Consider the following 19,477-nt stretch of genomic DNA (forward strand, 5'->3'; position numbering starts at 1 on the left):
GTGAATGGAGCGGGGATGGCGGGGGAAGTCACGGACCAGCTGGTCGGGGTGTTCCAGAACCCCGGGCTGCTGATGGGGATTCCGCTCGCTCTGGCGGGTGCCGTGTTCATGTCGCTCGGCGCCCAGTACCAGCACCGCGGCGTCGAGAAGGTCGAGCGGATCACGGGCACCGAGGGCGCCACAGGGCTCTCGATGACGCAGCTCAAGGGACTGCTCACGCGTCCCTCCTGGCTGATCGGAACCCTCATGCTGGGGTTGGCCGTGGTCTGCCAGTTGGCGGCCCTCGCGGTGGCGCCGCTGATCGTCGTCCAACCCCTCGGTGCGATTGCGCTGGTCATCACGACGCTGCTGAACGCGCGGATCTCGGGCCAGTCGCCGACACGGCAGTCGCTCACCGCGATCATCGCCTGCGTCGGCGGCATCTTCCTGTTCGTCACCCTCGCGGCGATCTACGCCACCGAGCGCGAGATCACCGAGCGCGACCTCTTCGTGATCCTGGCGATCCTCCTGGTCGTGATCATCCTGCTGTTCGTCTGCTGGCTGGTGCTGCGGCACCGGATGCGGGCCTTGTTCTACGTCACAGGCGCGGGCATCCTCTACGGCTTCGTCGCCACGCTGGCGAAGGCGGTGATCAGCCGCATCCAGGCGGGTGAGTTCGACTGGGTGACCCTGATCTGCGTCATCGCCCTGGTGTCCGCGGCAGTGGCCGGCGGCTACTTCGTCCAGACCGCGTACGCGTCGGGTCCGCCCGACCTCGTCATCGCGGGCCTCACTGTGATCGACCCGATCGTGGCCGTGCTGATCGGCATCCTCGTGCTCGGCGAGGCCGACGCCGCGCCGCTGTGGGTGCAGATCGGCTTCGCGATCGCCGGCGGCATCGCGGTATGGGGCGTGTTCGGCCTCGCTCGATACCACCCGCAGATGATCAGCGAGAGCCAGGAGCACGCGATCACGCGCGGCAGCACCCCTGCGAGCACGGGCTCAGAGCCCCAGTCGACGGAACCGGGAACCACGCCCACGGACACGGCGGCTCGGCCGGACGAGCCTTCTCAGTAGTCGCGGTCGATGAGGTCGGGCGAGACCTCGGAGGCGGCGGCCTCGTCCACGAAGAAGACCGTGCGACGGCGGCCCTTCGCGCCCGCGGCCGGCACGCTCGCGTAGCTCGCGCCCGCCAGAGCGAGGCCGAGAGCGGACGCCTTGTCGGCGCCGGTGAGCACCAGCCACACCCGCTTCGATGCGTTGATGACCGGCCGGGTCAGCGTGATGCGCTCGGGCGGGGGCTTGGGCGAGTCGCGGACAGGCAGCACAGCCGCATCGGTCACGGTCACCTCGGGGCGATCCGGGAACAGCGATGCGATGTGGCCGTCAGGCCCGACACCGAGGAAGCAGACCGCGAACGACGGCCAGGGCCGCTCGTCGGTGCCGTACCGGGCCAGCTCGGCGGCGTAAGCCTCTGCGGCCTCGTCGAGGCTCATCTCACCGGGGACGGCCGCCTCGTGCACGTTCTCGGCCGGAACCGGGATGTGGTCGAGCAGGGCGCGGCGGGACTGCAGCGAGTTGCGGTCGGCGTCGTCGCGGGCGACGAAGCGCTCGTCGCCCCACCAGAAGTGCACCAGCGACCAGTCGATCTTCGACGCGCGCGGATGCGCCGCCGCGGCGGCAAGGACGGCGCCGCCCATCGACCCGCCGGTGAGGCAGATGTGGGCGGTGCGTCCGTCCCTGGTGCGGGCGCGCACCCTGGTCAGGAACCGATCGGCGACCCGGGCGGCGAGTTCAGCCGGGGTGGGTTCGACGACGACCGTCTTGATCGCGCGCGCCTGCTCCATCGTCATGCTCCCGTTTCCGGCGGTCCCAGCCGCTCCCAGCCATCGGTGATGACTCGACCGTACAGGACGTCCGCGTCGAGGGTGCGCAGCTCTTCGGCCAGGCATTCCCTCAGAGTGCGGCGCGGCAGATGCAGCTCTTGGGCGGGCTGCCCAGGCTGCGTGAGACGCGCGAATCCGGGCGAGGGACGCTCCAGGAGGATGTCGCCGGAAGCACGGTGCAGTCGTACCGACTTGATGCCCTCCTGCCAGTGCTCCGGATCCTCGTAGGACCAGCGTGCGGGCACGTCCAGTGCCATCTGCAGCCAGGCCGCGAGGAGCGCCGTGGACGGCGACGCGGCAGCTCCACGCACCTCGACGCCGGTGACGGTCTCGAACGGCGGCTGATCCAGCACGGCGGCCAGCTGCTCCCGCCAGTGCGTCAGTCGCGTCCAGGCGAGATCGGTGTCACCGGGCGTGTACGTGCGCCCGAGCAGAGCGAGTCGATCCCGCACATCGGGCGACGTCGCGGCATCCGTGATGCGGCGCTGGGCGATGCGGCCGAGCGGGGAAGACGCTGCATCCGTCGGCGCCTCGTCCGGCCACCAGGCCACGACCGGCGCATCGGGCAGCAGCAGGCCGGTCACCAGGCTCTCCGCGTTGCTCGCGGCCTCGCCGTAGGCGCGCAGCACGATGACATCGCTGGCGCCGGCGTCGCCGCCGACGCGGATCTGCGCGTCGAGGCGGGAGGGGCCGTCGCCCGCGGTGAGCACGATCACCCGCATCGGATGCTCGCGGGAGGCGTCGTTCGCGGCGTCGATCGCGTCTTCGGCCACCCCGTTGCGGGCGGCGATGACGAGCGTCAGCACGCGGCCGAGGGCGACCGCGCCGCCCTCCTCGCGCGTGCGGACGAGCTGCTTGGCGATCTGGCTGACGGTGGTGTCGGGCAGGTCGATGATCACGGGCGTCTCCAGACTCGTCCGTCGCGGGCCAGCAGGGCGTCGGCGGATGCCGGACCCCAGGAACCGGGGGCGTACTGCTCCAGCGGACCGCCCTGCGCGGCCCAGTACTGCTCGACGGGGTCGAGGATCTTCCAGGACAGCTCGACCTCTTCGTGCCGCGGGAACAACGGCGGGTCACCGAGAAGCACGTCCAGGATGAGCCGCTCGTACGCCTCGGGGCTCGCTTCGGTGAAGGCGTGGCCGTAGCCGAAGTCCATGGTCACGTCGCGCACCTGGGTGCCGGCACCGGGGACCTTCGAGCCGAACCTGATCGTGACGCCCTCGTCGGGCTGCACCCGGATCACCAGGGCGTTCTGTCCGAGTTCCGAGGTGCGGGCCAGCAGGTGCTGCGGCGCGCGCTTGAAGACGACGGCGATCTCGGTGACGCGGCGCCCGAGTCGCTTGCCTGTGCGCAGGTAGAACGGCACTCCGGCCCAGCGGCGGTTCGCGATCTCGAGCTTGACGGCGGCGTAGGTCTCAGTGGTGGAGGCGGGATTCATCCCGTCCTCCTCGAGGAAGCCGTTCACCTTCTCGCCGCCCTGCCAGCCCCCGGCGTACTGACCGCGCGCAGTGGCGAGCGACAGATCCGCCGGCAGTTGCACGGCCTCGAGCACCTTCTCCTTCTCGGCGCGGAGGTGCTCGGCGGAGAGGCTGATCGGCTCCTCCATCGCGGTCAGGGCGAGCAACTGCAGCAGGTGGTTCTGGATGACGTCGCGTGCGGCGCCGATCCCGTCGTAGTACCCCGCACGGCCGCCCACGCCGATGTCCTCGGCCATCGTGATCTGCACGTGGTCGATGTGGCTGCGATTCCAGATCGGCTCGTACAGCTCGTTGGCGAAGCGCAGCGCCAGGATGTTCTGGACGGTCTCCTTGCCGAGGTAGTGGTCGATGCGGAAGATCGAGTCAGCGGGGAACGCCACCTCGAGAGCACGGTTCAGCGCTCGTGCGGACTCCAGGTCGTTGCCGAACGGCTTCTCGATGACCACTCGGCGCCAGCACTGCTCGTCGTCGCTCGCGTCGCCGACCAGACCGGAGTCCTTGAGCTGGCGGGCGACGATCGGGAAGTCCTTCGGCGGGATGGACAGGTAGTAGGCGTGGTTGCCCATGGTGCCGCGCTCGACGTCGAGCTTCTCGACGGTCTCGCGCAGCCGGCGGAACGACTCCGGATCGTCGAACGTGCCCTGCACGAACCGGATGCCCTGCAGCAGCTGCTGCCAGGTCTCCTCGCGGAACGGCGTGCGCGCGTGCTGCTTGACGGCCTCGTACACGACCTGCGCGAAGTCCTGGTCCTCCCAATCGCGGCGGGCGAAGCCGACCAGGGCGAAGCCGGGCGGCAGCAGACCGCGATTGGCGAGGTCGTAGACCGCAGGCATGAGCTTCTTGCGGGACAGATCGCCGGTGACGCCGAAGATCACCAGGGCGCTGGGCCCGGCGATCCTGTTCAGGCGGCGATCGTCGGGGTCGCGCAGCGGATTGTGCCCGCGCGAGATGGATGCTGTCATCGGTAAAGTGCCTCGATCGGTGTCACGGTGTCAGCGGATCACTGGGCGGCTTCGAAGAGCGCCATCACGTCGGCGGACGAGTCGGCGATCGTCAACGATACGACCGGGCGACCGTGCTGCGCGAGCACGGCGGCGTCACCGGCGGCCTGAGCCTCGATGAGCTGCCCGAACGTGAATGGTCGATCGGGGATCTCCAGGTCCACCTCGGTGCGCTCCAGGATCTGCAGGAAGACGCCCTGCGCCGGACCGCCCTTGTGGTACTGCCCCGTGGAGTGCAGGAAGCGCGGCCCCCATCCGAAGGTCGCGGGCCGGCCGGAGTCGGCGGCGACCATCTCGCGCAGCCCCTGCAGCTGGGGCAGGTCGAGGCGGTCGACGTAGGCCTGCACGGCGACATATCCATCGGCGGGCAGCTGAGCCCAGAGCGCGTCCAGGACTCCCTCGATCGTGCCGGAGGATGCGAGGGCGGGATTGGACACCCGCACCTCGATGCCGTCCTCGACGAAAGCCGGGGGAGCGGTCTCCGGGCGCGCGTCGAGCAGGCCGCGCGCGGCGACCTTCGCCGACTCCACATCGGGCTGGTCGAAGGGGTTGATGCCGAGCAGGTAGCCGGCGATCGCGGTCGCGTACTCCCACACCAGGAACTGCGCGCCGAGGGTGCCGCTGACGAGGATCTCGCCCTTGTGGCGCTCGGGCAGGTGGAACTCGTCGGCGTCGTCGACCAGGCGCACCAGCTGCAGGTCGGCCGGCTTGTTCTCCACCTCGGGCGAGACGGGCAGCAGGACCACGGGCAGGATGCCGGTGCCACCCTTCCCGGTGGACTCCGCGATGAGCTGCTCGATCCAGTCCGGCAAGCCGACGATGTGGGTGCCGTCGGTGATCAGGCCGAGCTTGTCCGGCCGCGGGTCGGAGCCGACGATGGCCGCGGCCAGGCGCAGGGCGGGGTTGGATGCGCTGTCGAGCGCGAGCTCGAGGATCAGCGCCTCCGCCTCGTCGAGGAGCTCGGAGATGTCGGCTCCGGCGAGACCGGAGGGCACCAGGCCGAACGCGGTGAGCGCCGAATAGCGGCCGCCGACGTTCGGGTCGGCGTTGAACACGCGGTAGCCGGCCTCACGGGCCGAGGCGTCCAGCGGCGAATCGGGGTCGGTCACCACGACGATGCGCTCGGCCGGGTCGATGCCGAGGTCGCGGAACGCGGCCTCGAAGGCGCGTCGCTGCGAATCGGTCTCGACGGTGGAACCGGACTTCGACGAGACCACGAGCGCGGTGCGCGCGAGGTCGGCGTCCAGTGCCGCCAGGACCTGCCCCGGTGCGGTGGAGTCCAGGATCGTCAGCGGGACACCGGCGGTCTGCGTGATGACCTCTGGCGCGAGCGAGGATCCGCCCATGCCGGCGAGCACGAACCGGTCGACGCCCTTGGCCGAGAGCTCCTCGCGCAGCGCGGTGATCTCGTCGACCAGCGGCCGCGAGTTGGCCACCGCCTCGAGCCAGCCGAGACGGATGGAGGCCTCCGCCTCGGCATCCGGTCCCCACAGGGTCGGGTCGCCGCTGGTGAGCCGGGTCGCGATGAGCTCTGCGACCAGTCGGGGGACCGTCTCCTCGACGGCCGCGGCCGCCGCGCCCGAGACGTGGACCGCGACGCTCATCGGGCGGCCTCGAGCCCTGCAGCGACCTGGGTGAGCAGGTCGTGCCACGAGTCGATGAACTTCGCCACGCCCTCGTCCTCGAGCACCTGCGTGACGTCGTCGAAGTCGACGCCGACGGCCTTCAGGCCGGCGAAGACCTCGCGGGAGGCGTCGTAGGTCGAGGTCACGGTGTCACCGGTGACGACGCCGTGGTCGAAGGTCGCCTCGAGGGTCTTCTCCGGCATGGTGTTCACCACGCCAGGGGCGACCAGCTCGGTCACGTACAGGGTGTCGGGCAGCGCGGGGTCCTTCACGCCGGTCGAGGCCCACAGCGGTCGCTGCAGGGTGGCACCGGCATCCAGCAGCGCCTTGGCACGGTCGCCGGCGAAGCTCTGCTCGTAGAGCTCGTAGGCGAGACGTGCGTTCGCCAGGCCGGCCCTGCTCTTCAGCGCGGCCGCCTCGTCGGTGCCGATCGCCGTGAGGCGCTTGTCGGTCTCGGTGTCGACGCGCGACACGAAGAACGAGGCGACGGAGTGGATCGTCGAGAGGTCGATGCCTGCCGCCTTCGCGGTCTCCAGCCCGGTCAGGTACGCGTCGATGACCTCGGCGTAGCGCTCCAGGCTGAAGATCAGCGTCACGTTGACACTGATGCCGGCGCCGATCGCCGCGGCGATGGCGGGAAGGCCCGCCTTGGTCGCGGGGATCTTCACCAGCAGGTTCGGGCGGTCGACGCGCTCCCACAGCTCCTTGGCCTGAGCGATGGTGCCCTCGGTGTCGTGGGCGAGGTCGGGGGAGACCTCGATCGACACCCGGCCGTCGACGTGCGAGGAGGCGTCATAGACCGGGCGGAACACGTCCAGCGCGTCGCGCACGTCCTGCGTGGTCGCCGCGAACACGGCGTCGACGGCGGATGCGCCGGATGCGGCCAGCTCGTGCACCTGGGCGTCGTACGAGGTGTCGTCCGGGTTGGTCATCGAGTTCGCGAAGATCGTCGGGTTGGTGGTGACACCGACGACGTTGCGGCTCTCGATGAGCTGCTGCAGGTTGCCCGTGTGGATGCGGGTGCGGGACAGGTCGTCGAGCCAGATGCTGACGCCGGCGGCCGAGAGGTCTGCGGTGGGGGTGCTCATGCGTTCTCCTTGATGCTCTCGCGCGCCGCCTCGACGACGGCCTCGGCGGTGATGCCGAACTTCTGGAACAGGGTCTTGTAGTCGGCGGAGGCGCCGAAGTGGTCGATGCCGACCGAGCGGCCTCGGTCGCCGACGATTCCGCGCCAGCTGAGCACCGATCCGGCCTCGACCGACACGCGGGCTGTGACGGCCTTCGGCAGCACGCTCTCGCGGTACGCCTCGTCCTGCTCGGCGAACCACTCCAGCGACGGCGCGGACACCACGCGGGCGTTCACGCCCTCGTTCGCGAGGGTCTCGCGGGCGGCGACGGCGAGCTGCACCTCGGAGCCGGTGCCGATCAGGATGACATCCGGAGTGCCGTTCGGCGCCTCGGCGAGCACGTAGGCGCCCTTCGCGGTGTTCGCCGCGGAGGCGAACACGTCGCCGGATGCGGCGCCCTCGCCGCGTGCGAACACGGGGATGTTCTGGCGGGTCAGTGCGATGCCGGTGGGGCCGCCGTGCCGGCTGAGGATCTCGAGCCATGCGGCTGCGGTCTCGTTGCCGTCGGCGGGGCGCACGACGGTCATGTTCGGGATCGCGCGCAGCGAGGCGAGCTGCTCGATCGGCTGGTGGGTCGGGCCGTCCTCGCCGAGGGCGACCGAGTCGTGCGTCCAGACGAAGACGCTCGGCACGTTCATCAGCGCGGCCAGACGCACAGCGGGGCGCATGTAGTCGCTGAAGATCAGGAAGGTGCCGCCGAACGGACGCGTCGGGCCGTGCAGCACGATGCCGTTCAGGATCGAGCCCATCGCGTGCTCGCGGATGCCGAAGTGCAGCACGCGTCCGTAAGGGCTGCCGTTCCAGTCGTGCGTGGACCACTCGGCGGGGATGAACGATGCAGCCCCCGCGATCGTGGTGTTGTTCGAGCCTGCCAGGTCGGCCGAGCCGCCCCACAGTTCGGGCAGCTGCGGCGCGAGCGCGTTGATGACCTTGCCGGATGCCGCACGGGTGGACACGTCGGTGCCGGCCTCGAAGACGGGCAGCGCACCCTCGATGCCCTCGGGGAGCGCCTGCGCCTCGAGGCGGTCCAGCAGGGCCTTGCGCTCGGGGTTCGCCGCAGCCCACGCGTCGAAGGAGGACTGCCATGCGGCGCGCTCCTCGACGGCGCGGCTGCCGAGTTCACGGGTGTGCTCGATGACGGCGTCCTCGACGACGAAGGACTTCTCGGGGTCGAAGCCGAGCACGACCTTCGTCGCGGCGACCTCGTCCGCGCCCAGCGCGTTGCCGTGCACCGACTCGGTGCCGGACTTGTTCGGCGCCGGCCAGCCGATGATGGTCTTCAGGATGATCAGCGTGGGCTTGCCGGTCTCGGCCTTGCCCTGCTCGATGGCGTCGTCCAGCTCCTGCACGTCCTCGACGTACTGTCCGGTGCGACGCCAGTCGACCTCGAGCACCTGCCAGCCGTAGGCCTCGTAGCGCTGACGCACGCCCTCGGTGAACGCGACGTTCGTGTCGCCCTCGATCGAGATCTGGTTCGAGTCGTAGATCGCGATCAGGTTGCCGAGCTGCTGGTGTCCGGCGAGCGACGACGCCTCGCTGGTGACGCCCTCCTGCAGGTCGCCGTCGCCGGCGATCACGTAGACGTGGTGGTCGAACGGGCTGGCGCCTGCCGCGGCATCCGGGTCGAACAGACCGCGCTCGTAGCGGGAGGCGTAGGCGAAGCCCACGGCCGATGCGAGGCCCTGGCCGAGCGGGCCGGTGGTGATCTCCACGCCCTTGGTGTGCCCGTACTCGGGGTGTCCGGGGGTCAGCGACCCCCAGGTGCGCAGCGCCTCGAGGTCGGACAGCTCGAGGCCGAAGCCGCCCAGGTACAGCTGCACGTACTGCGTGAGGGAGGAGTGCCCGACCGAGAGGATGAAGCGGTCGCGGCCGATCCAGTGCGTGTCGGCCGGGTCGTGGCGCATGACCCGCTGATACAGCAGGTATGCCACGGGCGCGAGGCTCATCGCCGTACCCGGATGGCCGTTCCCGACCTTCTGCACGGCGTCGGCCGCCAGCACGCGGGCGGTGTCCACCGCTCGCCGGTCGAGATCGTTCCAGATGAGTTCCGCCACGGTCATGCCCCTTCTGACAAGGAAAAAGGCGCCCGTATCCCTGCGCGATCCGCGTCGTCACGGAGGTGAGTGCGCAGCGTCTGGGGCGCGCGAGTGATCCCCAGCATAGTGCGGCCCCGCAGGTGTGAGACGGTTCATTTCGGCGCCGGTCGACCGCGCGCGGTGCCGTAGACTGAGAGGAAACTGTCAGCTTTTCGCATGGAGGAGGCGATCGCGATCTCGACCATGTCGCAGACCGATGCCCGCACGCACACGTTCGGTCAGAAGATCCGTGGTTATGTGGCGCTGACGAAGCCCCGGGTGATGGAGCTGCTGCTCGTCTCCACCGTGCCGGTCATGATCCTCGCCAAGGGCGGGACGCCGTTCACCTGGTCCGACGTCGGGCTCATCCTCGCGACCATCTTCGGCGGTGCCATGAGCGCCGGCTCCGCGGCATCCTTCAACATGTACCTCGATCGTGACATCGACGTGCACATGAAGCGCACCAAGAATCGTCCGCTGGTGACCGGCGAGGTGTCACCGCGAGGGGCGCTCGTGTTCTCGTGGACGCTCGCCGTCGTCTCGACGGTGTGGCTGTGGCTGACCACGAACTGGCTGGCGGCTACGCTGTCGGCCGTCGCGATCTTCTTCTACGTCGTGATCTACACGATGATCCTCAAGCGCCGCACGGAGCAGAACATCATCTGGGGTGGCATCGCCGGGTGCTTCCCTGTGCTCATCGGCTGGACCGCGGTCACGGGCTCCCTCGCCTGGCCGCCGATGGTGCTGTTCGCGCTCGTGTTCCTGTGGACCCCGGCGCACTACTGGCCGCTGTCGATGAAGTACAAGGACGACTACGACGACGTCGACGTGCCGATGCTCGGCGTCACCCGCAATGCGTCCCAGGTGGGCCTGCAGGTCATCCTGTACGCGTGGGCGACGGTCGCCTGCTCGCTGCTGCTCATCCCGGTCGCCGGCATGGGGCTGGTCTACACGGTCTCGGCGCTGGTCTTCGGCGGATGGTTCATCTACGAGTCGCACCGTCTGTACAACCGCGCCGTGCACGGCAACGAGCCGCGCCCGATGCGCGTGTTCCACGCGTCCATCACCTACCTGACGCTGATCTTCCTGGCCGTCGCGGTCGACCCGTTGATGCCGTTCTGATCCGATCGACGAAGAAGGCCGGTCCCGCCTCGCGGGCCGGCCTTCTTCTGTTCCGGCTCAGCGGACGGATGCCGCGCCCACGGGCTCGACGGGCGAGTCGTCCTCCACTGGCGCAGTGATCTCCGCAGCATCCTCGACATCCGTCGCCTCGGCGACGGGCGCCTCTTGCTGCGCGGTCCAGTCGATCGGCTCGACGGTCTCGGGCGTCGGCCGCGGGATGAGCGCCCTCGCGGCGGCGAGGGCCAGCGCCATCAGCAGGCCGATCACGCCTGCGCCGAGCACGACCGCGCCCAGCATGACCCAGCTCTGCCCGGCGTAGACCTCGACACCGGTGGCCGTGCCGTCCAGCAGCGCTGACGTCATCGCGCCGATCTGGCGGGTCGACAGCCATCCGCCTACGCCGATCGCGGCGAGCGAGAGCAGCACCAGCAGGAGATACGGGACGGAACGGAACAGGGTTGTCTTCTTCATGTTCGGAACTCTTCCGCACCGCCTGATGCGCGGGTTATGCGCGGACTATGCGTGGCCTGCGTGCTCCCCGAGGGCGGGCGCCTCGTAGGCGGAGACCGGACGCTTCAGCTTCAGCACGACCACCGTGTAGGCGGCGGCCGAGAGCGAGGCAAGCATCATGTGGATGCCGACCAGCACCGGAGGGAGCCCGTGCCTGGCCTGCAGCACGCCCACGAGGACCTGCACGAGCACGGCGCCGGCGAGCACGATCAGCCAGTTGCGCGACGGCAGGCGCAGCGCGAAGGCGCTGATCAGGAGCACGACGATCAGTGCGGCGAGCAGGTATCCCGGCCAGGAGTGCACATGTGCCAGCCAGGTGGCGTCGAATCCGTTGCGCTGGATGTTCGCGTCGCCGGAGTGCGGACCGGAGCCCGTGGTGAGCACGCCGAACAGGATGGTGATCGCCAGAGCGAGTCCTGTGACGTGGGTGAGGACGGCGAACCAGCGCGGCACGGCCGCCTTCCGCGGCCCCGGGGTCGCGTTCATGCGCACGAGGAAGGCGGCGGTGACGCACACGAGCAGCAGCGAGGAGGCGTAGTGGAAGCCGACGATGAACGCGTTCAGCTCGGTCAGCACGGCGAATCCGCCGACGACGGCCTGGGCCATCACCCCAGCGAGCGTGATCCACGCCAGCAGCGCCAGATCGCGGCGCTGCGTGGTGCGTCGCACCGAGTCGACAGCTCCCGCGAGCACCGACAGCAGCAGTGCCGCGGACATCAGCGCCGCCGAGTAGGCGAGTCCCGCTCCGTCGGCGATCGCGTACACGGCGACGGCCAGCGCCACACCGCCGAGCGCGAACCAGAGCGCGCGGAACACGAGGGTGCGCCCGCCGACGGCGTGCACGGTGAGCAGGACGACCGCCAGCGCGACCAGCCCGACGACGCCCGTCATCGTCCGGTTGCCGAACTCGATGATGCCGTGGATGCCCTGCTCGGGAAGCGGGATCAGGGATTCCGGAGTGCAGAGCGGCCAGTCCGAGCATCCGAGTCCCGAACCGGTCAGGCGCACCGCGCCCCCGGTGCCGATGATGATCACTTCGGCGAGGAACGAGAGCCAGGCGAACACCCGGAGCGGCTTGGACAACGTGACGGCCGTCTCGGATCGCGACGTGACGGAACTGGCGTGCATGGCACCTCCGGCCCGCAGGCATCCGGCAAGATCGGCTCGGATGTCGGCGAAACCTGTAGAATCGGATTGTTGCGATGCGCGCGCGGAGCGCGAGACGCATCAGCAACAGTTTAGGCGCGATGAATGCGTCGCTGATGAGGGCCCCACAGCGGTATCCCAGTCCCCGTTCACTCGACGGGGGTCGGGCATGCCGGGGCGGATGACACCGTTTGCGGCCTGTAGAGGAGAGTGTGTATGTCGGATGTGCTGATCGACCGCCCCGAGCTCGAAGGTCTGGGGGTGTACGAGTTCGGCTGGCACGATGAAGACGTCGCCGGTGCCAGCGCGAAGCGCGGCCTGAGCGAAGCCGTCGTGCGCGACATCTCCGGCCTCAAGAACGAGCCGGAGTGGATGCTGAAGACCCGTCTGAAGGGTCTCGCCCTGTTCGGTCGCAAGCCGATGCCCACCTGGGGCGCCGACCTCAGCGAGATCGACTTCGACAACATCAAGTACTTCGTCCGCTCCACCGAGAAGCAGGCGCAGTCGTGGGAAGAGCTTCCCGACGACATCAAGAACACGTACGAGCGTCTCGGCATCCCCGAGGCCGAGCGTCAGCGCCTGGTCGCCGGCGTCGCCGCGCAGTACGAGTCCGAGGTGGTGTACCACCAGATCCGCGAGGACCTGGAGGAGCAGGGCGTCATCTTCATGGACACCGACACGGCGCTTCGCGAGCACCCGGAGTTCTTCGAGGAGTACTTCGGCACCGTCATCCCTCCGGGCGACAACAAGTTCGCCGCGCTGAACACCGCAGTGTGGTCCGGCGGCTCGTTCGTCTACGTCCCCAAGGGCGTGCACGTCGAGATCCCGCTGCAGGCCTACTTCCGGATCAACACCGAGAACATGGGCCAGTTCGAGCGCACGCTGATCATCGCCGATGAGGACAGCTACGTGCACTACATCGAGGGCTGCACCGCCCCGATCTACAAGTCCGACTCGCTGCACTCGGCCGTGGTCGAGATCATCGTGAAGAAGAACGCCCGCGTGCGCTACACGACGATCCAGAACTGGTCGAACAACGTCTACAACCTGGTCACCAAGCGCGCCGTGGCGCACGAGGGCGCGACCATGGAGTGGGTCGACGGCAACATCGGCTCCAAGGTGACGATGAAGTACCCGTCGATCTACCTGATGGGCGAGCACGCCAAGGGCGAGACCCTGTCCGTGGCCTTCGCCGGCCCCGGCCAGCACCAGGACGCCGGCGCGAAGATGATCCACATGGCGCCGTACACGCAGTCGTCGATCGTCTCGAAGTCGATCGCACGCGGCGGCGGTCGCGCCGGATACCGCGGTGAGGTGCGAGTGGATCCCGCCGCGCACCACTCGGCGAACACCGTGCGCTGCGACGCGCTGCTGGTCGACACGCAGTCCCGCTCCGACACCTATCCGGCGATCGACATCCGTGTCGACGACGTGCAGCTCGGTCACGAGGCGACCGTCTCGAAGGTCAGCGAGGAGCAGCTGTTCTACCTGCAGTCCCGCGGCATGCCGGAGGACGAGGCGATGGCGATGATCGTGCGCGGCTTCATCGAGCCGATCGCGCGCGAGCTGCCGATGGAGTACGCGATGGAGTTGAACAAGCTCATCGAGATGGGCATGGAAGGTTCGGTGGGCTGACCCGTGACAACCGCATACATCGAGGTCGAGCCTGCCTTCGTGCCGGTGCAGACCCGTTCAGAGCGGCCGCACTCGTTCGAGCCGGACGACTTCGGCGCGCCGAACGGCCGTGAGGTCAACTGGAAGCACACGCCGGTCGAGAAGCTGCGCGCCCTGTTCGAAGTCGCCGCCCAGAACGACGGCGTGACCTACGAGGTCAGCTCCGACCGGTACGTCGGTGCTCCGCTCGCGGCCGGCACTGCGCCGCGCGGCGAGTTCTTCCGCCCGGAGGACGTTGTCTCGGCTGTGGCCTGGAAGGGCTCCACCGAGGCGCTGCACATCGACATCCCGCAGGATGCCGAGGTCGGCGAGCCGATCGTGGTGACCGTCACCGGTCAGGGCGCCGAGCGCCGCGCCGACGGTCACATCGTGATCGAGGCGGGCGTCAACAGCTCGGCCACCGTGCTGCTGCGTCACGTGGGCTCGGCCCAGTACGCGCAGAACGTCGAGATCCTGGTCCGCGACGGCGCGAAGCTCACGGTCGTCAGCGTGCAGCAGTGGCAGGACGACGCGGTGCACGCGGCGTCCCACCAGGTGCAGGTCGGCCGCGACGCCGCCCTCACGCACTCGATCGTCAGCTTCGGCGGCGGTCTGGTGCGCGTGAACCCGAACGTCGAGCTCGCCGGCAACGGTGCGCAGGGACGTCTGTACGGCCTGTCCTACGCCGACGCCGGGCAGCATCTGGAGTCGCAGGTGTACCTGTACCACAAGGGTGCGCACACCGTCGGCGACGTGCTCTACAAAGGCGCGCTGCAGGGCGAGAGCGCGCACAGCGTGTGGATCGGCGATGTGCTCATCGGTGCCGACGCCGTCGGCACCGACTCGTACGAGGCCAACCGCAACCTGGTGCTCACCGAGGGCGCACGCGCAGACTCGATCCCGAACCTCGAGATCGAGACCGGCGACATCGTCGGCGCCGGACACGCCAGCGCCACCGGGCGTTTCGACGACGAGCAGCTGTTCTACCTACAGGCGCGCGGCATCGACGAGGAGCAGGCACGACGCCTCGTCGTGCTCGGCTTCCTCAGCGACATCGTCCAGCGCCTTGGCATCCCGTCGTTGGAAGCGGAGCTCATGGTCGCCATCGAGGCCGAGCTCGCCGAGGTGAACGCGTGACCGCGGTGCGTGCCTGCGCACTGAGCGAGCTCGAGCAGGACACCCCGCTCCGCGTCGTGCTCGACGGCAAGCCGATCGCCGTCGTGCGCGACTCGAACGACGCCGTGCACGCGATCGGCGACACCTGCACCCACGGCGACATCTCGCTGGCCGAGGGCTTCGTCGAGGGCGAGACGCTGGAGTGCTGGGCCCACGGCTCGCAGTTCTCGCTCGTCACCGGCAAGCCTCTCAACCTCCCCGCTTTCGAGCCCGTCCCCGTCTACACCGTCACGATCGACGGAGACGACGTGCTCATCGACCCGAACGGGACGGTCGCGGCCTGAGCCGCCGACGTCCTACGAAATGAAGGAAATCTGAATGTCTGTTCTTGAGATCCGCGACCTGCACGTGACGGTCGAGACGGATGCCGGAACCACCCCGATCCTCAACGGCATCGACCTGACCATCAAGACCGGTGAGACGCACGCCATCATGGGCCCCAACGGCTCCGGCAAGTCGACCCTGGCCTACACGATCGCCGGTCACCCGAAGTACACCGTCACCCAGGGCTCCATCACCTTCGACGGCGAGGACGTCCTCGCGATGACCGTCGACGAGCGCGCCCGCGCCGGCCTGTTCCTGGCCATGCAGTACCCGGTCGAGATCCCCGGCGTCACCGTGACCAACTTCCTGCGCACCGCGAAGACCGCGCTCGACGGCGAGGCCCCCTCGATCCGTCAGTGGACCAAGGACGTCAAGGCGTCGATGGCGAACCTGCGCATGGACCCGAAGTTCGCGCAGCGCAATGTCAACGAGGGCTTCTCCGGCGGCGAGAAGAAGCGCCACGAGATCCTGCAGCTCGAGGTGCTCAAGCCGAAGTTCGCCGTGCTCGACGAGACCGACTCCGGCCTCGACGTCGACGCGCTGAAGATCGTCTCGGAGGGCGTGAACCGCGCCAAGGAGCAGACCAACCTCGGTGTGCTGCTGATCACGCACTACACCCGCATCCTGCGCTACATCCGTCCGCAGTTCGTGCACGTGGTGGTGGCCGGCAAGATCGTCGAGGAGGGCGGCCCGGAGCTGGCCGACCGTCTCGAGGACGAGGGCTACGACCGGTTCCTCGACCCCTCCGCTCCCATCGAAGCGTAGGCTGAGGCCATGACCGCAACGCTGACCGACGAGAAGTACGACGAGGTCACCGAGGCTCTGAAGGACGTCATGGATCCCGAGCTCGGGATCAACGTCGTCGACCTGGGACTGATCTACGATCTCGCCTGGGACGACGAGAACGACGCGCTCGTCATCCACATGACCCTGACCAGCGCCGGATGCCCGCTCACCGACGTGCTCGAGGAGCAGACCGCGCAGGCATTGGACAGCGTCGTCGACCGGTTCCGCATCAACTGGGTCTGGATGCCGCCGTGGGGTCCCGAGCGGATCACCGACGACGGGCGCGACATGATGCGCGCACTCGGCTTCGCGATCTGACACACCTGCGAAAGGGCACGGCCGGTCGGCCGTGCCCTTTCGCGTCGGTTCCTGAGCGCCCTTCGTCTCGCTCCGGCTTCGCCGGTGATCGCTCAGGACCCGCGCGCGAGATGAAGGGCACCCGTCGCTAGGCTCTTCTCATGACCGTCACTCCCATCCGCGCCCTTCCTCTCGACGTCCTGCGCCGGCGGACGAGCGAGAAGTGGCGGGAGTACCCCGAGGACGTCCTGCCGCTCTTCGTCGCAGAGACGGACTTCCCCCTCGCGCCCGCGATCAGCGCCGCGCTCGAGCGCGCGGTGCGCATCGGCGACACCGGCTACATCGCCTCGCAGACGCCGCTGCCCGAGGCCTATGCGGCCTTCGCCGAGCGCCGGTTCGGCTGGCGACCCGACTCCTCCCGCATCCGCACGACGGCGGACGTGAGCATGGGAGTCGTGGAGATCCTGCGTCGCGTGATCGCGCCAGGCGACCGGGTGATCGTCACGCCGCCCGTGTACCCGCCGTTCTTCGATCTGGTCGATGAAGCGGGTGGTGTCGTCGAGCGGGTCGCGCTGCATGACACCGCATCCGGCCTCGCACTCGACCTCGACGGCATCGACGCCGCCCTCGCTGCCGGTGCCCGAGCCGTGCTGCTGTGCAACCCGCACAACCCGACCGGCACCGTGCACACCCGTGAGTCGCTTGCCGGTCTCGCCGAGATCGCCGAGCGGCACGGCGCCGTCGTCGTCTCCGACGAGATCCACGCGCCGCTCGTGCAGCCGGATGCCGGGTTCACACCCTTCCTCTCCGCGTCGGACGCGGCCGCGCGCGTCGGCTTCGCCGTCACCAGCGCCAGCAAGGCGTTCAACCTCGCCGGCCTGAAGTGCGCGCTGATGATCGCGGCCTCCGACGAGCACGATGCGGTTCTGCGCGGCCTGCCGGTCGAGGTGGAATGGCGCACCGGCCAGTTCGGGGTGCTGGCAGCTGTCGCCGCCTTCTCTCCCGAGAGCGACGCGTGGCTGGACGGCCTGCTCGCCGCGCTGGATGAGAACCGCCGTCTGCTGGGCGACCTGCTCGCCGAGCACCTGCCCGGTTCCCGCTACCGGATGCCGGATGCCGGCTACCTCGCGTGGATCGATCTGACCGACCTGGGCTGGGGGGACAACCCGGCGAAGCGCATCCTCCGCGAGGCGAAGGTGGCGCTGCACTTCGGGCCTGCGTTCGGCGCCGAGGGTCGAGGACATGTGCGGCTGAACTTCGGAACCAGTCCCGAGATCATCCGCGAGGCTGTGCAGCGGATCGTGCCGCTGGTCGGCGCGTGAGCGCCCCGGCATCCGCGCCGACGATCTGGGACGGGAAGCGACTGGGCATCACGGTCGGCTCCGTCGTCCTGATCTTCCTCGCGGCTATCGAAGCACTGGCCGTCACCACCGTGATGCCCCTGGTCGCCTCGGATCTGCACGGCGAGGCGCTGTACGCCGTCGCGTTCGCGGGCACTCTCGCAACCGGTGTGATCGGCATGGTCGCAGCCGGCGCTTGGAGCGATCGGTCGGGCCCGCGTGCACCGCTGTACACCGCGATCGCCCTCTTCACCGTCGGGCTGGTGATCGCGGGGCTGGCGACCGACATGTACACCCTCGTGCTGGGCCGCCTCATCCAGGGGCTCGGCGGTGGCGGGCAGACGGTCGCGCTGTACGTGGTCGTGGCACGGGTGTATCCGCCGCAGCTGCACGGCCGGATCTTCGCCGCGTATGCAGCGGCCTGGGTGGTGCCGTCGATGATCGGCCCGTTCCTGGCCGGGGCGGTGGCGCAGTACCTGCACTGGAGGTGGGCGTTCCTCGGGGTCGCTGTGCTCACCGCGCTGGCCTTCGTACTGGTGGCCGTGCGCCTGCGCGGCGTCGATCTGAACGCGCATCCGGGCGAGGCCGAGCCGCCTCGTGCCGAGAGCGCACCCGCCGGCGGACGGATCGGCATGCGGATCCTGCTCGCGGTGGTCGTCGCCGTCGCGGCGGTCGCGGTCGGGTTCACCGCGGATCTCGCACCCGCGGCGGGGTGGCCGCTGGCCGCGGCATCCGTCGTCGTCATCGCGTTCGCGATCCGTCCGCTGCTTCCGGTCGGCACCCTGCGGGCCGCTCCGCGGCTGCCGAGCGTCGTGCTGATGCGCGGCATGGCCGCCGGAGCCTTCTTCGCGGCCGAGGCCTACGTGCCCAAGATGCTCATGGAGAGGTTCGACTTCAGCCCGACGATCGCCGGCCTCGCGCTCACCGTCTCGGCGCTGGCATGGTCTGGCGGCTCCGCGGTGCAGGGCAGATACGGCGAGCTGCTCGGCAGCCGACGGATGGTGGCGATCAGCACGGTGCTGATGCTCATCGGCTTCGGCGGCGTGCTGACGATCTCGATCCTGCACGCGGCGCCATGGGTGATCGTCGCGCTGTGGGGCTTCGCGGGCGGCGGCATGGGTCTGCTCTATCCGCGACTCACGGTGCTCACGCTCGCGTACTCGACGCCGGCCGATGAGGGGTTCAACTCCTCGGCGCTGTCGATCTCGGACTCCACCGGTTCGGCGGTGACGATCGCGATCGCCGGACTGCTGTTCGTCAGCCTGCCGCTCGCCGGCTCCGGATTCCCGGTGGTCTTCGCGCTGGCTGTCGTCGTACTGCTGATCGCCGCGGTCCCAGGTTTCCGTCTGGGCGACGGACCGGGGGTCACAGCCCTCAACTCCGCTGGTCAGTCGCAGCGCTGAGTGTGGCGAACGCGCGGATGCCGGCGCGGAACACCGCGTCGAGCTCTGCGGTGGGGTCGTAAGCAGCATCCGTCGTCGCGCCGATGCTCTGCGCGTGCATGCGCTGCTGCACGAGCGTGGCATGCCCCAGGATGAACTCGAACAGCGCATCGGCCGAGGCACTGTCGCCGATCACCGTCTGCAGCGCGTCCTGCGCTCGGCGTGCGCCGAGGCGCAGCGCGTAGGTCGACATGACGACCTCGGCGCCGTCGCGGTAGGCGAGCAGGGCATCCCGGATGCCGACGGCGATCGCGGCCACGTCGGTGCCGGGCTCCGGCCGGGGGATGCGGGAGAGGATGCGGTCGGCCACGGCTGCCAGCAGCTCCTGCTTGCTGGCGAAGTGCCAGTAGAGGGCGCTCGGCTGCACCTCGAGCTCGGACGCGAGTCGCCGCATGGACAGGTCGGGCAGGCCGACGCGATCGAGCAGATCGAGGGCGAGCGTGGTCACGGAGTCGCGGTCGTGTCGTCCGGGTGCCATGGCGTCAGTATACTGAACGACGTTCAGGTGAA

Annotated in this window: 18 protein-coding genes; 9 read left to right on the plus strand and 9 right to left on the minus strand. The window is 69.3% G+C overall.

Annotation, left to right across the window (positions count from 1 at the left end):
* The first annotated feature begins 15 nt into the window (after positions 1-15).
* Positions 16-1,056, plus strand: coding sequence for a DMT family transporter (locus tag ACFVDO_RS01560; RefSeq protein ID WP_378858311.1), 1,041 nt, complete (start codon positions 16-18; stop codon positions 1,054-1,056).
* Here the strand turns inward: ACFVDO_RS01560 and pgl are convergent.
* From pgl to tkt, 6 genes are read right to left on the minus strand one after another with little or no spacing between them, the layout of a single operon-like run.
* On the minus strand, positions 1,050-1,826 hold the full coding sequence (pgl, locus tag ACFVDO_RS01565) for a 6-phosphogluconolactonase (protein WP_378858326.1): 777 nt from the start codon (positions 1,824-1,826) through the stop codon (positions 1,050-1,052). The genes ACFVDO_RS01560 and pgl overlap by 7 nt on opposite strands.
* 2 nt (positions 1,827-1,828) lie before the next feature.
* Positions 1,829-2,764: a glucose-6-phosphate dehydrogenase assembly protein OpcA gene (locus ACFVDO_RS01570; RefSeq protein WP_378858312.1), complete on the minus strand. Its 936-nt coding sequence runs from the start codon at positions 2,762-2,764 to the stop codon at positions 1,829-1,831.
* Positions 2,761-4,305: a glucose-6-phosphate dehydrogenase gene (gene zwf / locus ACFVDO_RS01575; RefSeq protein WP_378858313.1), complete on the minus strand. Its 1,545-nt coding sequence runs from the start codon at positions 4,303-4,305 to the stop codon at positions 2,761-2,763. Before zwf ends, ACFVDO_RS01570 begins: the two co-directional genes overlap by 4 nt.
* A gap of 38 nt (positions 4,306-4,343) precedes the next feature.
* A complete protein-coding gene (locus ACFVDO_RS01580) occupies positions 4,344-5,948 on the minus strand; it encodes a glucose-6-phosphate isomerase (RefSeq protein ID WP_378858314.1) in 1,605 nt (534 codons plus the stop codon).
* Positions 5,945-7,057: a transaldolase gene (gene tal, locus ACFVDO_RS01585; RefSeq protein WP_378858315.1), complete on the minus strand. Its 1,113-nt coding sequence runs from the start codon at positions 7,055-7,057 to the stop codon at positions 5,945-5,947. The genes ACFVDO_RS01580 and tal overlap by 4 nt, the downstream gene beginning before the upstream one ends.
* A complete protein-coding gene (gene tkt / locus ACFVDO_RS01590; RefSeq protein WP_378858316.1) occupies positions 7,054-9,156 on the minus strand; it encodes a transketolase in 2,103 nt (700 codons plus the stop codon). The genes tal and tkt overlap by 4 nt, the downstream gene beginning before the upstream one ends.
* Before the next feature lie 204 nt (positions 9,157-9,360).
* Here tkt and ACFVDO_RS01595 point away from each other — a divergent pair, with 204 nt between their 5' ends.
* Positions 9,361-10,293, plus strand: coding sequence for a heme o synthase (locus ACFVDO_RS01595; RefSeq protein ID WP_378858327.1), 933 nt, complete (start codon positions 9,361-9,363; stop codon positions 10,291-10,293).
* Positions 10,294-10,350: 57 nt separating this feature from the next.
* Here the strand turns inward: ACFVDO_RS01595 and ACFVDO_RS01600 are convergent, their stop codons facing one another.
* Positions 10,351-10,764 (minus strand): hypothetical protein, encoded by a 414-nt coding sequence (locus tag ACFVDO_RS01600; RefSeq protein ID WP_378858317.1) that lies wholly within the window; start codon positions 10,762-10,764, stop codon positions 10,351-10,353.
* 45 nt (positions 10,765-10,809) lie between these two features.
* Positions 10,810-11,931: a heme A synthase gene (locus tag ACFVDO_RS01605; RefSeq protein WP_378858318.1), complete on the minus strand. Its 1,122-nt coding sequence runs from the start codon at positions 11,929-11,931 to the stop codon at positions 10,810-10,812.
* Between the two features lie 234 nt (positions 11,932-12,165).
* Between ACFVDO_RS01605 and sufB the strand changes: the two genes are divergently transcribed.
* The 7 genes from sufB to ACFVDO_RS01640 all read left to right on the plus strand — a co-directional run bounded on the left by sufB (position 12,166) and on the right by ACFVDO_RS01640 (position 18,928).
* Positions 12,166-13,584 carry a Fe-S cluster assembly protein SufB gene (gene sufB, locus ACFVDO_RS01610; protein ID WP_378858319.1) on the plus strand — a complete coding sequence of 473 codons (1,419 nt, stop codon included), beginning with the start codon at positions 12,166-12,168 and terminating at the stop codon, positions 13,582-13,584.
* Positions 13,585-13,587: 3 nt separating this feature from the next.
* Positions 13,588-14,739: a Fe-S cluster assembly protein SufD gene (gene sufD, locus ACFVDO_RS01615; protein WP_378858320.1), complete on the plus strand. Its 1,152-nt coding sequence runs from the start codon at positions 13,588-13,590 to the stop codon at positions 14,737-14,739.
* Entirely contained in the window at positions 14,736-15,062 is a 327-nt protein-coding gene (locus tag ACFVDO_RS01620) for a non-heme iron oxygenase ferredoxin subunit (protein ID WP_378858321.1), read from the plus strand. The genes sufD and ACFVDO_RS01620 overlap by 4 nt, the downstream gene beginning before the upstream one ends.
* 34 nt (positions 15,063-15,096) lie before the next feature.
* A complete protein-coding gene (gene sufC, locus ACFVDO_RS01625) occupies positions 15,097-15,867 on the plus strand; it encodes a Fe-S cluster assembly ATPase SufC (protein ID WP_378858322.1) in 771 nt (256 codons plus the stop codon).
* A 9-nt stretch (positions 15,868-15,876) separates the two neighbouring features.
* Positions 15,877-16,206, plus strand: a complete 330-nt coding sequence (locus ACFVDO_RS01630) for a metal-sulfur cluster assembly factor (RefSeq protein ID WP_285630448.1) — start codon at positions 15,877-15,879, stop codon at positions 16,204-16,206.
* A 140-nt stretch (positions 16,207-16,346) separates the two neighbouring features.
* Positions 16,347-17,507: a MalY/PatB family protein gene (locus ACFVDO_RS01635; RefSeq protein WP_378858911.1), complete on the plus strand. Its 1,161-nt coding sequence runs from the start codon at positions 16,347-16,349 to the stop codon at positions 17,505-17,507.
* Positions 17,504-18,928, plus strand: a complete 1,425-nt coding sequence (locus tag ACFVDO_RS01640; protein WP_378858912.1) for an MFS transporter — start codon at positions 17,504-17,506, stop codon at positions 18,926-18,928. Before ACFVDO_RS01635 ends, ACFVDO_RS01640 begins: the two co-directional genes overlap by 4 nt.
* Here ACFVDO_RS01640 and ACFVDO_RS01645 read toward each other — a convergent pair.
* Positions 18,900-19,445, minus strand: a complete 546-nt coding sequence (locus ACFVDO_RS01645) for a TetR family transcriptional regulator (protein WP_378858913.1) — start codon at positions 19,443-19,445, stop codon at positions 18,900-18,902. The genes ACFVDO_RS01640 and ACFVDO_RS01645 overlap by 29 nt on opposite strands.
* Positions 19,446-19,477 lie beyond the last annotated feature (32 nt).

This window comes from Microbacterium sp. NPDC057741, from assembly GCF_042798735.1.
Classification (GTDB): Bacteria; Actinomycetota; Actinomycetes; order Actinomycetales; family Microbacteriaceae; genus Microbacterium.